Consider the following 16,941-nt stretch of genomic DNA (forward strand, 5'->3'; position numbering starts at 1 on the left):
TCATAAATCGTCTTTGTGTTCAAATGTAAAATCTTTGTTGCAAACTATATATATAAATTTATCATGCTTTTTCTTGACAAATAATTGCAAATAAAGTATATTATTATACAAGTGAAAATATATGCTTTGATAAGGACAGTAGCAAAATGAATTTATTAAAGAGAGATAATCATTTGGTGAGAGATTATTATAAATAATTTTGTGAAAATCACCTTTGAGCTTAATACCTGAAGGCTAATATAAACATATAGTTCTGTGTTAGTATGTAAGGTATTACGTGAAGACGTTATACTTATTGAGTGACAACAAGTATCTATTTACTTTTTGTAAATTGGGTGGTACCGCGGAAATTTCGTCCCTAAGTCTAAGACTTAGGGGCTTTTTTATGACCTAACACAACGAACGATAGTGAGTTGATATAGGTCAAACGCAATGAGCACCAACCTTAATATTGCCTTTAAATAAGAGGTGTCACTAAATTAATATGAGTGATAGTGAGCCTTAAAAGACTACTGAATTACCATGTGGGTAAACTAAGGAAATAAACGTATTTGGCTGCGAAATTGCGATGATTTTATTATGAGAGGATGGGAAATATGAAAAGGTTTAATGAATTATCAAATGAACCTATAAAGGTCAGAGAGCATAATATTAGCAGATATTGGCAAGAAATAGACTTGCTTCATAAATCAGTTACTTTAAGAGATGAGAAAAAACCATATGTATTTTATGAAGGACCTCCAACAGCAAATGGAAAACCAGGAATACACCATGTAATGGCTAGAACATTAAAGGATTTAACCTGTAGATATAAAACTATGCAAGGATATCAAGTAAAGAGAAAAGCAGGTTGGGATACTCATGGCCTTCCAGTAGAAATTGAAGTGGAAAAGAAACTAAATTTAAAAAATAAGCATGATATTGAATCCTATGGATTAGAAGCATTTAATAAACAATGTAAAGAATCTGTTTTCCAATATGAAAAATTATGGAGAGATATGACGGAGAGAATGGCATATCTAATAGATTTAGATAATCCATATATAACTTTGAATAATGATTATATTGAATCAGTATGGTGGATACTAGATAAGTTTAATAAAGAAGGATTAATATATGAAGGACATAAAATACTACCATATTGTTCAAGATGTGGCACAGGGCTTGCTTCACATGAGGTTGCTCAAGGATATGAGGAAATAAAAACCGATACAGTAATAGCAAAGTTCAAATTAAAAGACAAAGATGAATATTTCCTAGCTTGGACTACAACTCCTTGGACTTTACCATCTAATGTTTCCTTAACTGTAAATGCTGCAGAAAATTATTTAAAGGTTAGACAAAATGATGAAATCTATTATGTAGGAAAGACTCTAGCAAATAAAGTATTAGGTGAAGACTACGAAATATTAGAAGAATTAAAAGGTAAGGAGCTAGAATTTATTCAATATGAACAACTAATTCCATTTATAAATGTAAAGGATAAGGCATTTTTTGTAACAATAGCAGACTATGTAACGACTGAAGATGGAACAGGAATAGTTCATACTGCCCCAGCATTTGGTGAAGATGACTATAACACTGGAATGAGATATGGCTTACCAGTTATTCAACCAGTATCAGAAGATGGGAAATTTACTGAAACTCCATGGGAAGGTAAATTTGTAATGGATGCAGACCTTGATATAATAAAATGGCTTAAAGAAGAAGGAAAGCTATATAAGAAAGAAAAAGTAGCTCATAATTATCCACATTGTTGGAGATGTAAAACTCCACTATTATATTATGCAAAACCTTCTTGGTATATAGAAATAACTAAATTAAAAGATAAATTAATAGAGAATAACAATGGTGTTAATTGGTATCCAGATTTCGTAGGAGAAAAAAGATTTGGAAACTGGTTAGAAAATTTAAATGACTGGGCGATTTCAAGATCCAGATATTGGGGTACACCATTGCCTATATGGAGATGTAGTGATTGTGGTCATATAATTTCCATAGGATCAAGAGCAGAATTAGTAGAAAAGGCTATTGAGGATATAGATATGAATGTAGAACTTCATAGACCATATGTTGATAATATTCATATAAAATGTGAAAAATGTAATGGCACTATGACTAGGGAAAAAGATGTGATAGATGTTTGGTTTGATAGTGGTGCTATGCCTTTTGCGCAACATCATTATCCATTTGAACACAAAGAAGATTTTGATTCATTATTCCCAGCAGATTTTATTTGTGAAGGTATAGACCAAACGAGAGGATGGTTTTACTCACTTTTAGCTATATCAACATTTGTAACAGGAAAGTCACCATATAAAAATGTATTGGTAAATGATTTGGTATTAGACAAAGAAGGAAAGAAAATGTCTAAGTCAAAAGGGAATACAGTAGATCCATTTGCATTATTTGATAGATATGGTGCAGATGTATTGAGATGGTATTTAGTTTATGTATCACCACCATGGACACCAACTAAATTTGACGAAGATGGTCTTAGGGAAGTAGAAAGTAAATTCTTTAGGTCACTGAGAAATGTATATAATTTCTTCTCATTATATGCAAATACTGATGCTATAAATCCAAGAGAATTTTTTATAGAATACAAAGATAGACCAGAAATCGACAGATGGATACTTTCAAAATACAACAGTTTACTCAAGGAAGTAAAGATGAATATGGATATCTTTGAGTTGACAAAAGTAGTAAGGGATATTCAAGAGTTTGTAATAGAGGATTTATCTAATTGGTATATCAGAAGAAATAGAAGGAGATTCTGGTCAACAGAATTAGATGACGATAAAAAAGCTGTATATAATACAACATATGAAATACTTGTAGGATTATGTAAAATGGTAGCTCCATTTGTGCCATTTATTTCCGAGGAAATATATCAAAACCTGACAGAAGATGAATCAGTACATTTGTCGTATTATCCAGAAGTAAATGATGAGCTTATAGATAGAGAAATAGAAGAGAAGATGGATTTAGTAAGGAATTTAGTTGGACTTGGGCGTGCATCTCGTGAGTCAGTAAAGATAAAAGTACGTCAACCACTTAAAGAAGTAGTAATAGATGGGAAATATGAAGAAATAATAAAAGATTTAGTACCATTAATAATGGAAGAGCTAAATGTTAAAGAAGTAGTATTTGAAAAAGATTTATCCCAATTTATGAATTATTCCTTAAAGCCAAACTTCAAAGTAGCAGGTTCAATACTTGGAAAGAGAATTAAATCATTTGGCAAAGCATTAAATGAACTAAATGCCCGAGATACTGTAGAAAAATTAGAATCTGGGGAAAAAATAATATTAAACTTAGATGGAGAAGATACTGAAATAGAAAAAGATTATGTATTAGTTACTATATCATCTAAAGAAGGCTTTGATGTGGCTATGGAGAACAATCTATTTGTAATTTTAGATACAACTCTAACTCCTGATTTAATCAATGAAGGATATGCAAGAGAATTTGTATCTAAGGTTCAACAGATGAGAAAGAGCAACGGATATGAAGTCTTAGATAATATTAATATATTCTACGATGGAACTGACGAAATCAAAGCAGCATTGGATGAATATGAAGAGTTCATTAAGTCAGAAACTTTAGCTAAATTAATAGAAAGAGTAACAGATGAAAATATAGAAAAGCAAGATTTAAACGGTCAAATGACAGGAATAAGATTAGAAAGAATATAATAGAAATTAAAACAAGGTAGATAGCAAAAGTTATCTACCTTGTTTATAACTAACAGGAAACTTCTTATTTACTTTTGGTTTTTCAAAAGCAATTTAATTCTAAGTATTTTCATAAAAAATAATATATACTCATAGAAGCTTTTAAAAGGGAGAAATTACCATGCTGATATCATTTGATAAATTTTCAGATGTTTTTGACACTAAACCATTTATAACAGAAGAAGTTAGGTTCAATTTGATGCATAGTATAAGGGAGTCTGAGAATCCTATTTTAATTAGAAGTGAAAATGGAAAAGTTATTATTGCACAATTTTCACCACAGTATCCTATATGGATATGGACTGATAAAGATATAGAAGAACAAGAATATAAAGAATTAGAAGATAATTTCTATGATTTGTTTAAAAATCAAAGTAATTTAGAGTTTATTGCAAAACCAGAAATAGCTGAAATCTTGGCAGAAAATTATGCAAAGAGAAAGAATATAACTTGGAAGATATCAATGTCCATGGAATCCTATTATTGTCCAAGTATAAAATTTCCAATGAATGTTAAGGGCTCAATTAGTAAACCATCTTTGGATGATGTGGATATTATATCTGAATTCTTTGTAGGCTTTATACAAGATTGCTTTGGAATCAGTACGATAGTGGAGGAACAAATTAAAGTGACAAGATCTTATATACTTCCCCATCAAATCGTAGAAAAGGATATGCAGGGGCATTAGTTAGTGAACTAAGTAAAATTTTATATAAGGAGAATAGAATGCTAATGCTTTATACTGATTTATCAAATCCAGTTTCAAATAATATATATAAGAATATTGGTTTTGTAGAATGTGGAATAGTAGATCAAGTTAGTTTTCAAGTTTAAACAATGAGGAAAGATTTATATATTTTTATGAAACAAGGCAAATGGTGAAAACTATTTGCCTTATTTATCACTAAAAAGTATTTAGTAATAAAAGAAGGAGTTTAGCAAAATTTGTAGAATAGTATATTGTAAGAATTTTTGTGTGGAAATGAAAGGGAGAAAAGGTTTTATAGTGCTAAAGAATGGGGGGGTGATTGCAGTAGTACTTAACAAAATGTTGCCATTCACTACGCATGCTCATACTTTGCAGGAGTCGGCAACTAGAACCGTTATAGTATACCTTAATATAGGATTTAAGCTTTAAGCTGAATTGCTAGGAGGGAAAGATGATGGAACGAGTTAGATTTAAAAACTCAAGAAACTTAAACTTAGTTGGGCACCTATACCCATCTACTTCTGAATCAATAATTATAATGTGTCATGGCTTTATGTCAAACAAACATTCAAAGGGACGTTTTGAAAGGCTTGCTACGGCATTTAATGAATCAGGTTACAGTGCTTTACTTTTTGACTTTAGTGGTTGTGGAGAAAGTGATGATGATATTCTGACTGTTGAAAAAGAAGTGGATGATTTGAAGTCAGCAATTCAATTTGTAAAGTCGAAGGGATATAAAAAAATTGCACTGTATGGGCATAGTCTTGGAACTGTTATTTGTTTAAAAAATTATACTCCTGAAATAATAACAATGGTTTTATTAGGTGCTGGAACTGATTCAATTAAGTATAACTGGTATGAATTCTTTACAAAAGAACAAATGCAAGAATTGGAGGAAAAAGGATATTTAACAGAGCACACACCACAAGAAGTACGAAAAAAGATTGTAATTGATAAAAGGATTCTAAAAGATTTTGAGTTAATTAATCAGAAAGAGTTATTAAAAGATGTTAACTGCCCAGTTTTAATAATTCATGGTAATAATGACGAAGAAGAAAAGTTGCTCTATGAAAGATCTAGAACAGCAATGACATTGCTTTCAAGTGACTCAAAATTAGAAGTTATTGATGGAGCAAATCATAGTTTCCTTGAACATTTTGATATAGTAGTTAAATTAACTACTGAATGGTTTACAAAGCACCTTTGTTAATATTGCGGGATATAAGTTTTCGTTGGCTAAAGCATCCTATAACAATGTATTTGTGCAAGAGTGCATTAGAGTACAATTTTAGGGCAATGAGTACCATATCTCTTCACTGGTATAGAAGCTACGTTGAAGGTATTAATTAATCTTATAAATTATTGAGTGGTGTGATAAATGAACTGAAGATGCTATATAAAGAACAATTTTAATAATTACATGTTACTTTTATGCTATACATCAAATTATTGAATAAAGGATGAGGCTTAGCTTTGATAGTAATTTATTATATAAAGGACAGAAAGGTAGATATTTATGGCTAAAGTTATCTTATTTAGGGGTAAAGTAGGTGTAGGAAAGACTACATTATCATCAAGGTTAGCATTCCTGTAGTTCGGAAAGATGATGTATATGATTCGATAGCTCATTACATAGAAAATTATGAAATAAGAAATAAAGCTTGCTATGATATTTTATACAGAATTATTGAAACAAATTTATCAAATGGTATTGATATAATAGTTGATGCTGGATTTCATGATATAGATCAGGTATTGCAGTTCAAAAGATGGGTTAAAAGTAAGAAAGGATATTTTATCTCAATATTATGTATATGTAGCAATGAAGAAATTTGGGCAGAAAGATTTAATAAAAGAAAATTAAATCCGCAGCCCAACAATTTAATAACAGATTTCCACAAGTTTAAAATACATTATAAAGATTTAGAAACAGAGCTTTTAGAGAATGAAATAATATTAGATTCTATTGATGATATCCATATATTGATTGAAAAAAACATGCAAAGAGATAAATGTTGTTTTAAGTAATAATAGGAATTAAGATAATAATGAAGTTGAAAAGGTAGATAATATCTTTGGAAAATCATTTGACATATATTTATAAATATATGTCAAATGATTTATATAGACTGAGAGGTGAATTTGATTTGAAGAGAATATTTTTTGATATTCTTGAAGAATAGCATTCTTAATAGCTTTATCTTTGCATTTAGAATTTTAATATGTTTTAGAATTAATTTTAATTACATTTATGTTACCATAGGCTTTCTAGTGGTATGGGTTATAGCTAAAATGACATTAAGAAGATTTCTTAGTAAAGTGGATGAGATGTAGGTTAATTATAGAGGGATACTAATTTTAAAGAGTAAGGATGCATCATTAATGTTTTGGAAATGGCAATTGATGAATATATTGTAATTATAAGAAATAGATAGAAAGGGAAAGAAACAAAATGGGAATAATTGTTGCGATTGGTGGATAAGTTATTGGGTCTGGACACATCTATAAAAGCATGAAAATTGTAGATTTACGAGAGTTTATATTAGGAACACTACAATTAAGATGTTAAAATTAAAAAGCCTTTTTTAGTTGTAACTTTTAGGATTTATTAACTTAACTTCGCATAATATAGGCTTATCGAAATCGGAAATAGATAATATTGGGAATTCCGATATCGATAAGCCTTAAAATGTTAAGTGGTTCTAATATCAGAGTAGAATTCTAGTGAAAATAGACTTTAATTTATTTTAGTAGTAAGTGTGTAATATATTGTTCATTATTAAGCCATGAAGCTGCTGGTAAATATGTCATTAAGACAATAATAGGGGAGAAAGGGGAAAGAATGAATTCAAAATTATTAAAATTATTGATTGCTATAATAATCATTGGTTTAGGAATGTATTTTTTTCAATTTACTGCTTTAGGGTATAGAATGACCGTACCATTAAGAGACTTTCAAGAGCTGGATGATAATATATACCTTTATAATAATTATAGTGTGGATGAAAAAACAATTTTGAAGGTAACTTCGGAAGCTAAGAAATGGGTAAAAGATTTTCATGGTGAGCTAAAAAGTAGTCCAGTTATAATTCTTAGTGATGATGAGAAAGTAATAGATAGACTGAATGGAGATCATGATACAATGACAACAGTTTTTGGGAAAGCATATAGTTATATTTCAGTTTCATCTAAATATTTTAATGTCGATATATTAGCACATGAAATAACGCATGCAGAGACACATGCAAGATTATATAATGGAAAGCTATGGTATTCTTCAATAGTTCCCGTTTGGTTTGATGAAGGCTTAGCTTTGCAAAATGACTATCGTGAGCAGTATAGTGAAGAAACATATATAGAAAAAACGGATAATGGGATTAATGTAATACCATTAAATGAAATGGATACACCAGAAGAATTCTATGAAGGGAATACAGAAGATAGGAGGTTCCGTTATATGCTAAGTAGACATGAATTACATAACTGGCTTGAGAAGAATAGTATTGATTATTTAAATGAGATATTGGAGAAATCAAATCAAGATGAAGATTTTAATACAATGTATTTTAGGGATTAGATATAATATAAATCATTATTAATTCGTTATATTTAAATAAGATATTATAGTATTGAATCTCCGATAAAGTCATCAAAGAGAAGTATAAAGAAAACATTAAAAAGATTATAATACTATAAACTATTTAAAGAGATTAGTAAAAGATATTTTAATATTATAAGGGTGTCGGTAAGATCAGATAGATATTAACAGATCATTATGCTAACATGACCATATAATTTATGATAGCGAATACCAATAGTTAAATATGTATTAGACATGAGATTGTATATGTGGAAATACAAAAAGTATGGTTTTCTACATATGAATCCAGTAAGTAAAGTTCACTAGGGGGGTTAAGCTATGAAGAGAATTTCTTTATTCACTATAATTTTTATCTGTATAGCATCATTGATTGCTGGTTGCAATGATAGGGAAGAGAAAGTTTTGAAAGAAAATTTGTTAGGTGCAATTATGGTTGATGGTGATATATGGATATGTACAGGAGATGAAGTTCCTGCTGAAATTGACGAAAGTGCAATTATTGGAGAGATCATATCAACTGTAGGGTATTATCAAACACCAACTGAGAATGGTCAAGCAAATTTTGAAATAGTAGGTTCTAAGTATGCACGATACGAAGACAATATTGTTGCATTGATTGATAATAAGTGGACGCTATTTATAAAGGAAAAAGATTGGTATAATGGAATAACAATTCAGTATGACTGTTCTTTAGAGAAAGAAATTTTTGGAGATCTAAGCCAAGAAGAAATAGTCAAACTATTGGGAAAGATTGCGAAAGAGATAAAAAAAGATAAAAATTACGAAGATAATATTGATTCTATAATTAAAAATGTATTTAGAGAATTCGGAATAAATGAATCTTCAAATTTAGATGTAGCAAAATCCAGTCTTAAAATAACTATATCTGATTCTAAATAGAATTAAAGATGAAAAGTTAGAATACATTCTCAGCTTAATTAAACAATCATATAGGAAGAGTAATATATGAAAACTCATAAGTAGGTGATGTAAATTGGAAAATCAATTTAGTAATATTAATTATTTAAAACAGGGAAATCCTAGACAGAAATCAGCTTATAATTTGCTGAGAAAATTAGAACTATTTGAGATATTAAATGATTATAATCCAATTTTAGTTGGCACAATTCCTATAGATATTGATATAGATAATAGTGATTTAGATATTATCTGTGAAGTCCACGAACATGATGTTTTTGAAAAAGCAATAATACAATCTTATAAAAACAATGATGCATTTTATATTAATAGACAGTTTGTTGGAGGATTGGAAACATCATTTTCTAGTTTTAGGTGTGATGATTTTTACATAGAAATTTTTGGACAGCCAAAGTCTGTTTATAAACAAAATGGTTATCTCCACATGATTATAGAAAAAAGAATACTTGATTTAGGTGGGGAAAAATTAAAAGAGGAAATAAAGGAGCTAAAAAGTTCTGGAATAAAAACAGAACCAGCTTTTGCAAAATATCTTGGATTAAAAGGTGATCCATTTGAAGAAATTCTAAGATTATCATCATTATCAGAGGAAGAATTATTTAGGTTTTTAAGGAAAGAGATTGATAATACTGAGTAATAATAAAAATTAAAGGTATTAGTAATTTCGTTTAATACATCTAGTATTAAATATCAAATTAAATAAGGAATAAGAGATATTATATTTTTTATAAAAAGTACCAAAAAATATTTATTTACTATGGGTCTTATAGTGATAGAGCAGTATATAAAAATAGAAGTTGCATCTAAAGAACAATATTAGAAAATTATAAGTTCTTAATTTTACTCGTTAGATATTATAAAATGAAAGATTCTTAACTAAGAATTAAACTTTTATACAGGGGAGAGGATGGAATGAAAAGAAATATTAATTATAAGTTGATTTTATTATTAATAGTTCCTATTTTAGTTAGTAAAATAATTGGTATCTTAACGGTCTGTGGAATCAGACTGAATTTCTCAATATTGTTAAATATTGCAGATATACTTTTATCTTTATGGCCATTTGTTTCTATATTTTTTTGGTTTTACGTAGGTAAACAGTTTGGAAGTTTGAAGATGAATAAAGTAAAGAGCTTTATTTTAGGCAATATTATATGGGGAATTTCAATAATCTTATATATCTGGCAGTTTATTTTTGTAGATGCTGGAAATAGAAACGTCTTTATTGCTGTAATATCACAAGATTACATGCTTGGATTTGTAAGATGGGGGTTTAAGATTGCAAGGTTATTTACAGATGCAGTAGATGGAAATATAGTAACGATAATTTCATACGCAATGATGCTTATTGTTTTTACAGCAGGGTTCATTAATGCATCAATACCTAAATATGAGAAGAAATATTATTAAATAGGCTTTATAATTTAATATTAATAACGAATGCAGTATTTTATATGTAGTTTCTAGGTAAGATTTTATATAATATAAGATTAAGGAGGATTAAGATGAAAAGATTTTTATGTTTATTTATAGCAATGGTAATTTTGTTGGTTGGATGTACTCAGTCTAAGACAATACAAACAGAATCATTAGAATCATCGGCAGAATCAGAAGGATATAGGACTTTACTTTCACCAAACAATGAACTAGGTATTGTTAGAAAATCCAATATGGCAGACTATTCCTTGATTAACCCTGGAAAGATGATTGAGTTGCCAAGCTATAATCCAGATTCAGATGAAATGTGGCAAGTAGATTTAAGAAGCAGTGATTTAACGAATCTTGATTTATCAGAAAGGCTTAATGACTTACTTAATGCTAATTTTGACAGCAATACTAAATGGCCTGATAAATTACCTGATAACTTTGACCCTCAAATGATAATGGAGTTAGGGAAAAATCCTGGATTAGGATTAAGAGAACTTCACAACAAAGGGGTTACTGGAAAAGGGATTGGTCTAGCCATAATAGATCAATGTTTATTAGTTGATCATGTAGAATATAAAGAACAGTTAAAAATGTATGAAGAAATCCATTGTTTTGATGAAGAAGCACAAATGCATGGACCTGCAGTTGCATCTATTGCTGTGGGTAAAACCGTTGGAGTAGCACCTGAAGCAGATCTTTATTATATTGCTGAAACCCATGGATATTATAATGAACAAGGAGAACGTGAGTTGGATCTTTTGTGGGTTGCGGAATCAATAGACCGTATTGTTGAGATTAATAGGATATTATCTAAAGAGAAAAAAATTAAAGTTATATCAATTTCTTTAGGGATTTGGGAACAAATGAATGGCTATGAAAAAGCATTGGAGTCTATTAAGAAGGCAAAACAGGAAGGGATTTATACTGTATACGTAGAGGGAGATCCGTATTTAGGACTTAGTCGTGACCCTTTAAAAAGTCCAGATGATATTACTTCATTTACAAGAGCAGATTTTTGGAAGAATCAAAGATATGAAAATAATAAACTTTTAATCCCTATGGATTATAGATGTACAGCAAGTCCTACAGGTGTTGAGGATTATGTTTTCTATAAAGAAGGTGGTATAAGCTGGACAGTACCTTATGTTGCAGGATTATATGCATTGGCATGCCAAGTTAAGCCTAATATTACACCTGAAGTTTTTTGGAAAGTGGCATTTGATACAAGTGATACAATATCTGTTGATAACAGTAAAGAACAACTCGGGAAAATAGTTAATCCACCAAGATTGATTGAAGAAATCGAAAAGATAAAGTAGTACTTAATTTTGTATAAACAGCGTCGAGATAATTATGAACTGTGGGTTGCAATTCCTGAAGATATGGTAGTGCCACCATCTCTTATAAAAAAATATTTTAATAGGGAGTATAAGGTTTATTCTATTTCATAAAATTTAGGTAAATGCTTAGTTATATAAGTAAAAGCAACATAAGAATGGAGGACATATGGAATGAAAAAATCAATAGGAATATTAGCTGGAATGGGACCAAGATCCACATCACCTTTTCTTGAATTAGTACTAGATCAATGCCAAATTCAATATGGTGCAAAATATGATATAGATTATCCACATATTATGATTTACTCGCTACCTACACCATTTTACTTAGATCGTCCAATTAATCATAAGGTAATGAAGGAAACAATAATTGAAGGGATTCAACGTCTTGAATCAACAGGTGTTAGTTGTATTGCTATGCCGTGTAATTCTGCCCATATATATTTTAATGAACTAAGAGAAAGAGTAAATATTCCATTATTAAACATTGTTGATGAAACCATAAAAAAAATAGGTTCAGATAGAAAGATAACTATATTCGCTACGGAATCAACCTTTAGCTCAGAGTTATATCAAAAAGAAATGTTAAATTCACACAATCAATTTATATTTAAGAGTGATTGGCAGAAAAAAATAAATATTATAATTGAAATGATTAAAGAGAAAGAAGAAATACCTGAAATTGATTTATATTGGGATGAATTAGTTCAAGATACTATTAAAGAGGGTGTTGAGGATATTATTATAGCATGTACTGATTTAAGTGTTTTAAAAAACAAATTTAAAGATAAGGTAAATTTTATAGATTCATCCCATGCCCTAGCTGAATCGTTAATAAAAGAGTATCTAAAATAAAAGGCTATCAATATCTAATATTATATAGAAAGTTTTTAGAAGAAATATGGAGAAAGGTAGTTTAGTTAGATATATTGAATATTATAATGACGAGGAATTAGGATTTATTGAGATATTTTCATTAGATATATCAAGAATGCTAGGATTTTCAATATGAAATAAAAGTGCTAATGGTGTTATGATTGCTTGCCTTTCTATTCACAAAGAAATGAGTGGATATGATGTAGCTTCAAGACTAATATAATATTTAAAAAAAGGAGCAAGAGGGAGAAAATTAAATATGATGAAGGATAATATAATTAAACCTGAGAAAGCTAAAGTACCTAAGCATATTGCTGTAATATGTGATGGAAAGAAATGGACGGTGGGCACAAAAAAGGGGATTACCAAGGACATTTGGGCATAGAGCAGGTACTGAACCTATTAAAGATATAACTAAAACATGTATTAGATTAGGTATTGAAGTTCTTACTATTTATGTTTTTTCAACTGAAAATTGGAAACGTTCAAAAGAGGAAGTAGATTTTTTAATGAATTTATTTATTGATTTTTTTAGGAAGTTGGGTAAAGATGCATCTAACAATATTAAAGTTCGTCATATAGGAATTGTAGATAATCTTTCAAATGAATTATTATATGAAATTAAAAAAACAGAAGAGCTTACTAAAAATAATTGTGGTATGATTTTAAATATAGCTTTAAACTATGGAGGACGTTCGGAAATTACCAGTGCAGTTCAAAGTCTTCTAACTTCAGTAGAGAGTGGAGAACTTAATATTGAAGATATAAATGAAGATATTTTTAATAATTATTTATTTACAGCAGGGTCGCCAGATGTAGATTTAATTATTAGGACAAGTGGAGAATATAGATTGAGTAATTTTCTAATATGGCAATCGGCTAAGGCTAAGATATGGATAACTCCGACTTTATGGCCAGATTTTAAAGAAGAACATTTATTGGAAGCCATTGATTATTACAATAGATAAATTTAGATATTCAAAAGAAACATTAAAGCTATTAATATAAGAAATAAGAAACTTATTCACATTTTTATCAAAAACTCTATTGACTTTGACGTCGTGTAGTACCTTATACTTATTTATTAAGTAAGGAGGAATTTATTATGGAATTAAAAACAATTAGTCAAGTTTCAAATGCTTTTAAAGTTTCTACGAGAACACTTCGATATTATGAAGAAATAGGGCTTTTGGTCAGTTTCAAAAAAGAAGGTTATGCATATCGTAGCTATGATGAGGATGCAATTTTACGTTTGCAACAAATTGTCATTTTAAGAAAGCTACGTATTCCATTAAAACAAATTGGTGACATATTGGATAATGAAGACGCAGTTCAAGCAATTGAAATATTCAAGCAGAACTTAACCGATTTAGAAGATGAAATAACTGCATTATCAACAATTAAAGTGATTTTAAACCGCCTTATTGAAATCTTGCAGAAGAAAACAAATCTTAAATTGAAACTTGGCATATTAAGTGATGATTATATACTTGATGCAATTGAGTCCTTATCCTTACAAAAAATTAGTTTTAAGGAGGAAAAGTCAATGGAAGATTTAAACAAGGCAGTACAAAATCTATCAACACTTAAAAATGTTAGGATTATTCATTTACCACCATTTACAGTAGCGTCAAGTCATTATATTGGAGAAAATCCTGAGGAAAATGCAGGAAAACAGTTAGAAGAATTCCTAAAAATAAGTAACCTCTATGGAATTAAGTCAGATGCTCGTGTATTTGGTTTTAATCATCCGTGTCCAACTAAGGATAGAAGTGATTATGGTTATGAACTATGGGTTACAATTCCTGAAGACATATTAGTACCAACTCCTCTTAAGAAGAAGTATTTTAGGGGTGGATTATATGCAGCACATATGATCACTTTAGGAAATTTTCATGAATGGGAGTGGTTATTAAATTGGGTTACTGTAAATAACCCTAAATATGAAGCAAACTATTCTGATGATGGTGGTGAATGTATGGGAGGATTACTTGAGGAGCATCTTAATTACGTTTATCATTATAATCTTAATTGGCCAGAAAGTGATGAATATCAACTTGATTTATTATGCCCAATAAAATTGAAAGAGCAAAAGTAGGTTGCGAGGGTCATTCATTCTTTCGTTATACTATTCTATATTTGAAAATAAATACACGAGATAGTATTTATCTGCTTTCATATTGTTGGTGTTAGAAAGCTAAGAGAAAACAAGGGAAAAGAAGTTGTAGAGGTTGCAAAATATACTGTTAAATTCGAGGATTTTATAATTAAAAATGAAAACGGACAGATAGATGAAAAATTAACGGATCAAGTTGTTAAAACCTTAGACTTGGCATTACATAGAAAGAGATTAACTAGTTTTGGATTTATTTTTAAAGATGTCCATAAAAATTTAAATCTTGATGATACAGAAGATGGAGATTTAATTAATACGGATAATGAAGAAGAATTAAGAGAAGATTTAACAGAAATAATTTTAAGATATCAGTGGAATGTTGGTTTTAAGAATTATGAATTGATACAAATAAAAAATCATATTTTAAGGAGTTAGTATTTATGAATAAATTAAGAGGAAAAATTAAAATATTATACCTCTGTATTGTTCTTATATTTATGATTTATCTTTATTTTACACCTAATATAGATAATCGAAGAAGTTTGGAACATATTAAAAATGTTAAGAAAATAGAAGTATATGAATTTGAAGATATAAGTAAGTTTAATAATAATAATAAACTGTTATTAGAAATAAACTGTATGGATTCATTAAGTATTATAAATAAAATGTTTTTTTCTTCTCATACTTATCAAGGAAAGATATTTGAAAAAGATATTGAATACAAATATGCTTTAAAAGTTTTTACTGAAGATAATTATTATTTAATGTTTTTATTTTTAGGTGAAACTTATAAAAATAATTTTATTAGTTTTTATGGTTATGATGTTTGGTACTTTATAGAGGATTATAGTTCTATTATTGAATTTAAAAGGATACTAGATATTATCTAGTATCCTTTTAAATTCAATAATTATGCCCAATTACCTGAAGCTGCTCCATTTTCGTGTTTGTGAAATGTGCTAGGACACCTTTTAATAGTCCCTGATTTTGTTTTATATATTGTAAAACTTGAACACCAAGCAGGGTCATATTTGTCATTGCAATATGCTGGTCCTTTTGTTGGACAACCACTTCCTACAGCTAGTGCTGCTTGACAATCACTACCTCTGAAATTCTTGAGTGCTCTATCTAACTGTAAAGGATCTCTCCAGTTATAATGTATCTAGTCTGATTGTGGTCCATTAAATCTATTACAATGAACATCATCACCTTCATAATATTTTGAACCATATGGTTTAGTTTCGACTCTTCTTTGGCTTGTAACAGGAGTTATTTTATTAAGTAATTCAACATTTTCATTATATGCATCAGCTTTTTCTTGCATAGTTTTTAAAACATTTACTACATCGTCTGAGAATACTATTTCAGGATTATTTTTATTTTTTATATTAGGTTCTGTAATTAAAAGTGGATTGTTGGCATCTTCATTATTTCTTTTTAAGAGTGTAGTTGAATTAACATTTTGATATCTTGATACTATTTTAGTGTCCACAGGTATAAGTACGGTTCCATCATTTTCTATAGGTATTTCTACTCCATCTGCAAATACAGTTAAGCCCTCTGGGAATACTTTAGGATTTACAACTGTCTTACTTATGATATTAACAGTATCGTCATTGTAAATAATTTCATGTTTAAATACCTCTTCTATTTCTTTTATTTCTTCTGGAGAATATAAGTTAAAGAAGTTTTCATTAGTATAGGTCTCTTTTAATTCAACATATACAGTAGCTCTAATTTTAGACTCAGATATTTCTTCTGTACTTTCATTTGCAAAAACATGTGTTGTAGAAAACAGCATAATAAATGCCATTATTAAAGGAATGCTTTTCTTAAATTTTAACATAATAAATCATCTCCTTTTTGATATTTTTAATATAGTATAGCATAGACATTTAAAAAAGCTTGTCAGATATTGTCTTATGCGGCTTTTTATAAGCATTTCAAGGATATATTTATCTTTAGAGCCTGAAGCCTTAGGTTCTTTTTTACTGTTTATAGAATTAGAGAGTGGTTTCATCTGCTATAATTTTATGACGAAGGCGAAAAGCAATATCCTAAGATTATTTGATTTATATTTCTGTTAATGTTATCCTATTGTTGGATGTATATTAATTACATTAAAAAAATTATTTTATTTAAAGCAATCTGGTAATATGTCAAGAACAAATTTTTAAATAAAAGAAAAGAAT

Annotated in this window: 16 protein-coding genes and 1 other annotated feature; of the genes, 15 read left to right on the forward strand and 1 reads right to left on the reverse strand. The window is 29.0% G+C overall.

Annotated elements, in window-relative coordinates; all coding sequences use genetic code 11:
• The first annotated feature begins 117 nt into the window (after positions 1-117).
• Positions 118-363 (forward strand) — a binding site (T-box leader).
• Positions 364-596: 233 nt separating this feature from the next.
• The 15 genes from ileS (at position 597) to ABWP20_RS16390 (ending at position 15,639) form a co-directional block, all read left to right on the forward strand.
• Positions 597-3,698 carry an isoleucine--tRNA ligase gene (ileS, locus tag ABWP20_RS16320; RefSeq protein ID WP_353097248.1) on the forward strand — a complete coding sequence of 1,034 codons (3,102 nt, stop codon included), beginning with the start codon at positions 597-599 and terminating at the stop codon, positions 3,696-3,698.
• Positions 3,699-3,858: 160 nt separating this feature from the next.
• Positions 3,859-4,425 carry a hypothetical protein gene (locus tag ABWP20_RS16325; protein WP_353097250.1) on the forward strand — a complete coding sequence of 189 codons (567 nt, stop codon included), beginning with the start codon at positions 3,859-3,861 and terminating at the stop codon, positions 4,423-4,425.
• Positions 4,374-4,571, forward strand: coding sequence for a GNAT family N-acetyltransferase (locus ABWP20_RS16330; RefSeq protein ID WP_353097265.1), 198 nt, complete (start codon positions 4,374-4,376; stop codon positions 4,569-4,571). Before ABWP20_RS16325 ends, ABWP20_RS16330 begins: the two co-directional genes overlap by 52 nt.
• Positions 4,572-4,900: 329 nt before the next feature.
• Positions 4,901-5,656 carry an alpha/beta hydrolase gene (locus tag ABWP20_RS16335; protein WP_353097251.1) on the forward strand — a complete coding sequence of 252 codons (756 nt, stop codon included), beginning with the start codon at positions 4,901-4,903 and terminating at the stop codon, positions 5,654-5,656.
• Positions 5,657-6,030: 374 nt separating this feature from the next.
• A complete protein-coding gene (locus ABWP20_RS16340) occupies positions 6,031-6,474 on the forward strand; it encodes an AAA family ATPase (protein WP_353097267.1) in 444 nt (147 codons plus the stop codon).
• Between the two features lie 814 nt (positions 6,475-7,288).
• Positions 7,289-8,023, forward strand: coding sequence for a hypothetical protein (locus ABWP20_RS16345; RefSeq protein ID WP_353097253.1), 735 nt, complete (start codon positions 7,289-7,291; stop codon positions 8,021-8,023).
• 342 nt (positions 8,024-8,365) lie between these two features.
• Positions 8,366-8,947: a hypothetical protein gene (locus ABWP20_RS16350; protein ID WP_353097254.1), complete on the forward strand. Its 582-nt coding sequence runs from the start codon at positions 8,366-8,368 to the stop codon at positions 8,945-8,947.
• 94 nt (positions 8,948-9,041) lie between these two features.
• Positions 9,042-9,623 carry a DUF4269 domain-containing protein gene (locus ABWP20_RS16355; protein WP_353097255.1) on the forward strand — a complete coding sequence of 194 codons (582 nt, stop codon included), beginning with the start codon at positions 9,042-9,044 and terminating at the stop codon, positions 9,621-9,623.
• 275 nt (positions 9,624-9,898) lie between these two features.
• Positions 9,899-10,396: a hypothetical protein gene (locus ABWP20_RS16360; protein WP_353097256.1), complete on the forward strand. Its 498-nt coding sequence runs from the start codon at positions 9,899-9,901 to the stop codon at positions 10,394-10,396.
• Between the two features lie 95 nt (positions 10,397-10,491).
• Complete coding sequence (locus ABWP20_RS16365) at positions 10,492-11,733, forward strand: S8 family serine peptidase (protein ID WP_353097258.1); 1,242 nt, start codon at positions 10,492-10,494, stop codon at positions 11,731-11,733.
• Between the two features lie 192 nt (positions 11,734-11,925).
• Positions 11,926-12,609, forward strand: a complete 684-nt coding sequence (locus ABWP20_RS16370) for an aspartate/glutamate racemase family protein (RefSeq protein WP_353097260.1) — start codon at positions 11,926-11,928, stop codon at positions 12,607-12,609.
• A 347-nt stretch (positions 12,610-12,956) separates the two neighbouring features.
• Positions 12,957-13,598 (forward strand): polyprenyl diphosphate synthase, encoded by a 642-nt coding sequence (gene uppS, locus ABWP20_RS16375; RefSeq protein ID WP_353097261.1) that lies wholly within the window; start codon positions 12,957-12,959, stop codon positions 13,596-13,598.
• Between the two features lie 137 nt (positions 13,599-13,735).
• On the forward strand, positions 13,736-14,728 hold the full coding sequence (locus ABWP20_RS16380) for an effector binding domain-containing protein (RefSeq protein ID WP_353097262.1): 993 nt from the start codon (positions 13,736-13,738) through the stop codon (positions 14,726-14,728).
• Positions 14,729-14,809: 81 nt separating this feature from the next.
• Complete coding sequence (locus ABWP20_RS16385) at positions 14,810-15,181, forward strand: protein rep (protein WP_353097268.1); 372 nt, start codon at positions 14,810-14,812, stop codon at positions 15,179-15,181.
• A 5-nt stretch (positions 15,182-15,186) separates the two neighbouring features.
• Entirely contained in the window at positions 15,187-15,639 is a 453-nt protein-coding gene (locus ABWP20_RS16390; protein ID WP_353097263.1) for a hypothetical protein, read from the forward strand.
• Positions 15,640-15,911: 272 nt separating this feature from the next.
• On the opposite strand, the gene ABWP20_RS16395 is transcribed toward ABWP20_RS16390, so the two are convergent.
• On the reverse strand, positions 15,912-16,595 hold the full coding sequence (locus tag ABWP20_RS16395) for a hypothetical protein (RefSeq protein ID WP_353097264.1): 684 nt from the start codon (positions 16,593-16,595) through the stop codon (positions 15,912-15,914).
• Positions 16,596-16,941 lie beyond the last annotated feature (346 nt).

The sequence above is a fragment of the Tissierella praeacuta genome (genome assembly GCF_040396155.1).
GTDB lineage: Bacteria > Bacillota > Clostridia > Tissierellales > Tissierellaceae > Tissierella > Tissierella praeacuta_A.

What these genes read in the sequence shown, in the direction of transcription:
- ileS (WP_353097248.1), top strand. Translation starts at nt 597, where the DNA reads ATGAAAAGGTTTAATGAATTATCAAATGAACCTATAAAGGTCAGAGAG.
- ABWP20_RS16370 (WP_353097260.1), top strand. Translation starts at nt 11,926, where the DNA reads ATGAAAAAATCAATAGGAATATTAGCTGGAATGGGACCAAGATCCACA.
- ABWP20_RS16390 (WP_353097263.1), top strand. Translation starts at nt 15,187, where the DNA reads ATGAATAAATTAAGAGGAAAAATTAAAATATTATACCTCTGTATTGTT.
- ABWP20_RS16345 (WP_353097253.1), top strand. Translation starts at nt 7,289, where the DNA reads ATGAATTCAAAATTATTAAAATTATTGATTGCTATAATAATCATTGGT.
- ABWP20_RS16365 (WP_353097258.1), top strand. Translation starts at nt 10,492, where the DNA reads ATGAAAAGATTTTTATGTTTATTTATAGCAATGGTAATTTTGTTGGTT.
- ABWP20_RS16395 (WP_353097264.1), bottom strand. Translation starts at nt 16,595, where the DNA reads ATGTTAAAATTTAAGAAAAGCATTCCTTTAATAATGGCATTTATTATG.
- uppS (WP_353097261.1), top strand. Translation starts at nt 12,957, where the DNA reads ATGGAAAGAAATGGACGGTGGGCACAAAAAAGGGGATTACCAAGGACA.
- ABWP20_RS16360 (WP_353097256.1), top strand. Translation starts at nt 9,899, where the DNA reads ATGAAAAGAAATATTAATTATAAGTTGATTTTATTATTAATAGTTCCT.
- ABWP20_RS16380 (WP_353097262.1), top strand. Translation starts at nt 13,736, where the DNA reads ATGGAATTAAAAACAATTAGTCAAGTTTCAAATGCTTTTAAAGTTTCT.
- ABWP20_RS16350 (WP_353097254.1), top strand. Translation starts at nt 8,366, where the DNA reads ATGAAGAGAATTTCTTTATTCACTATAATTTTTATCTGTATAGCATCA.
- ABWP20_RS16335 (WP_353097251.1), top strand. Translation starts at nt 4,901, where the DNA reads ATGGAACGAGTTAGATTTAAAAACTCAAGAAACTTAAACTTAGTTGGG.
- ABWP20_RS16325 (WP_353097250.1), top strand. Translation starts at nt 3,859, where the DNA reads ATGCTGATATCATTTGATAAATTTTCAGATGTTTTTGACACTAAACCA.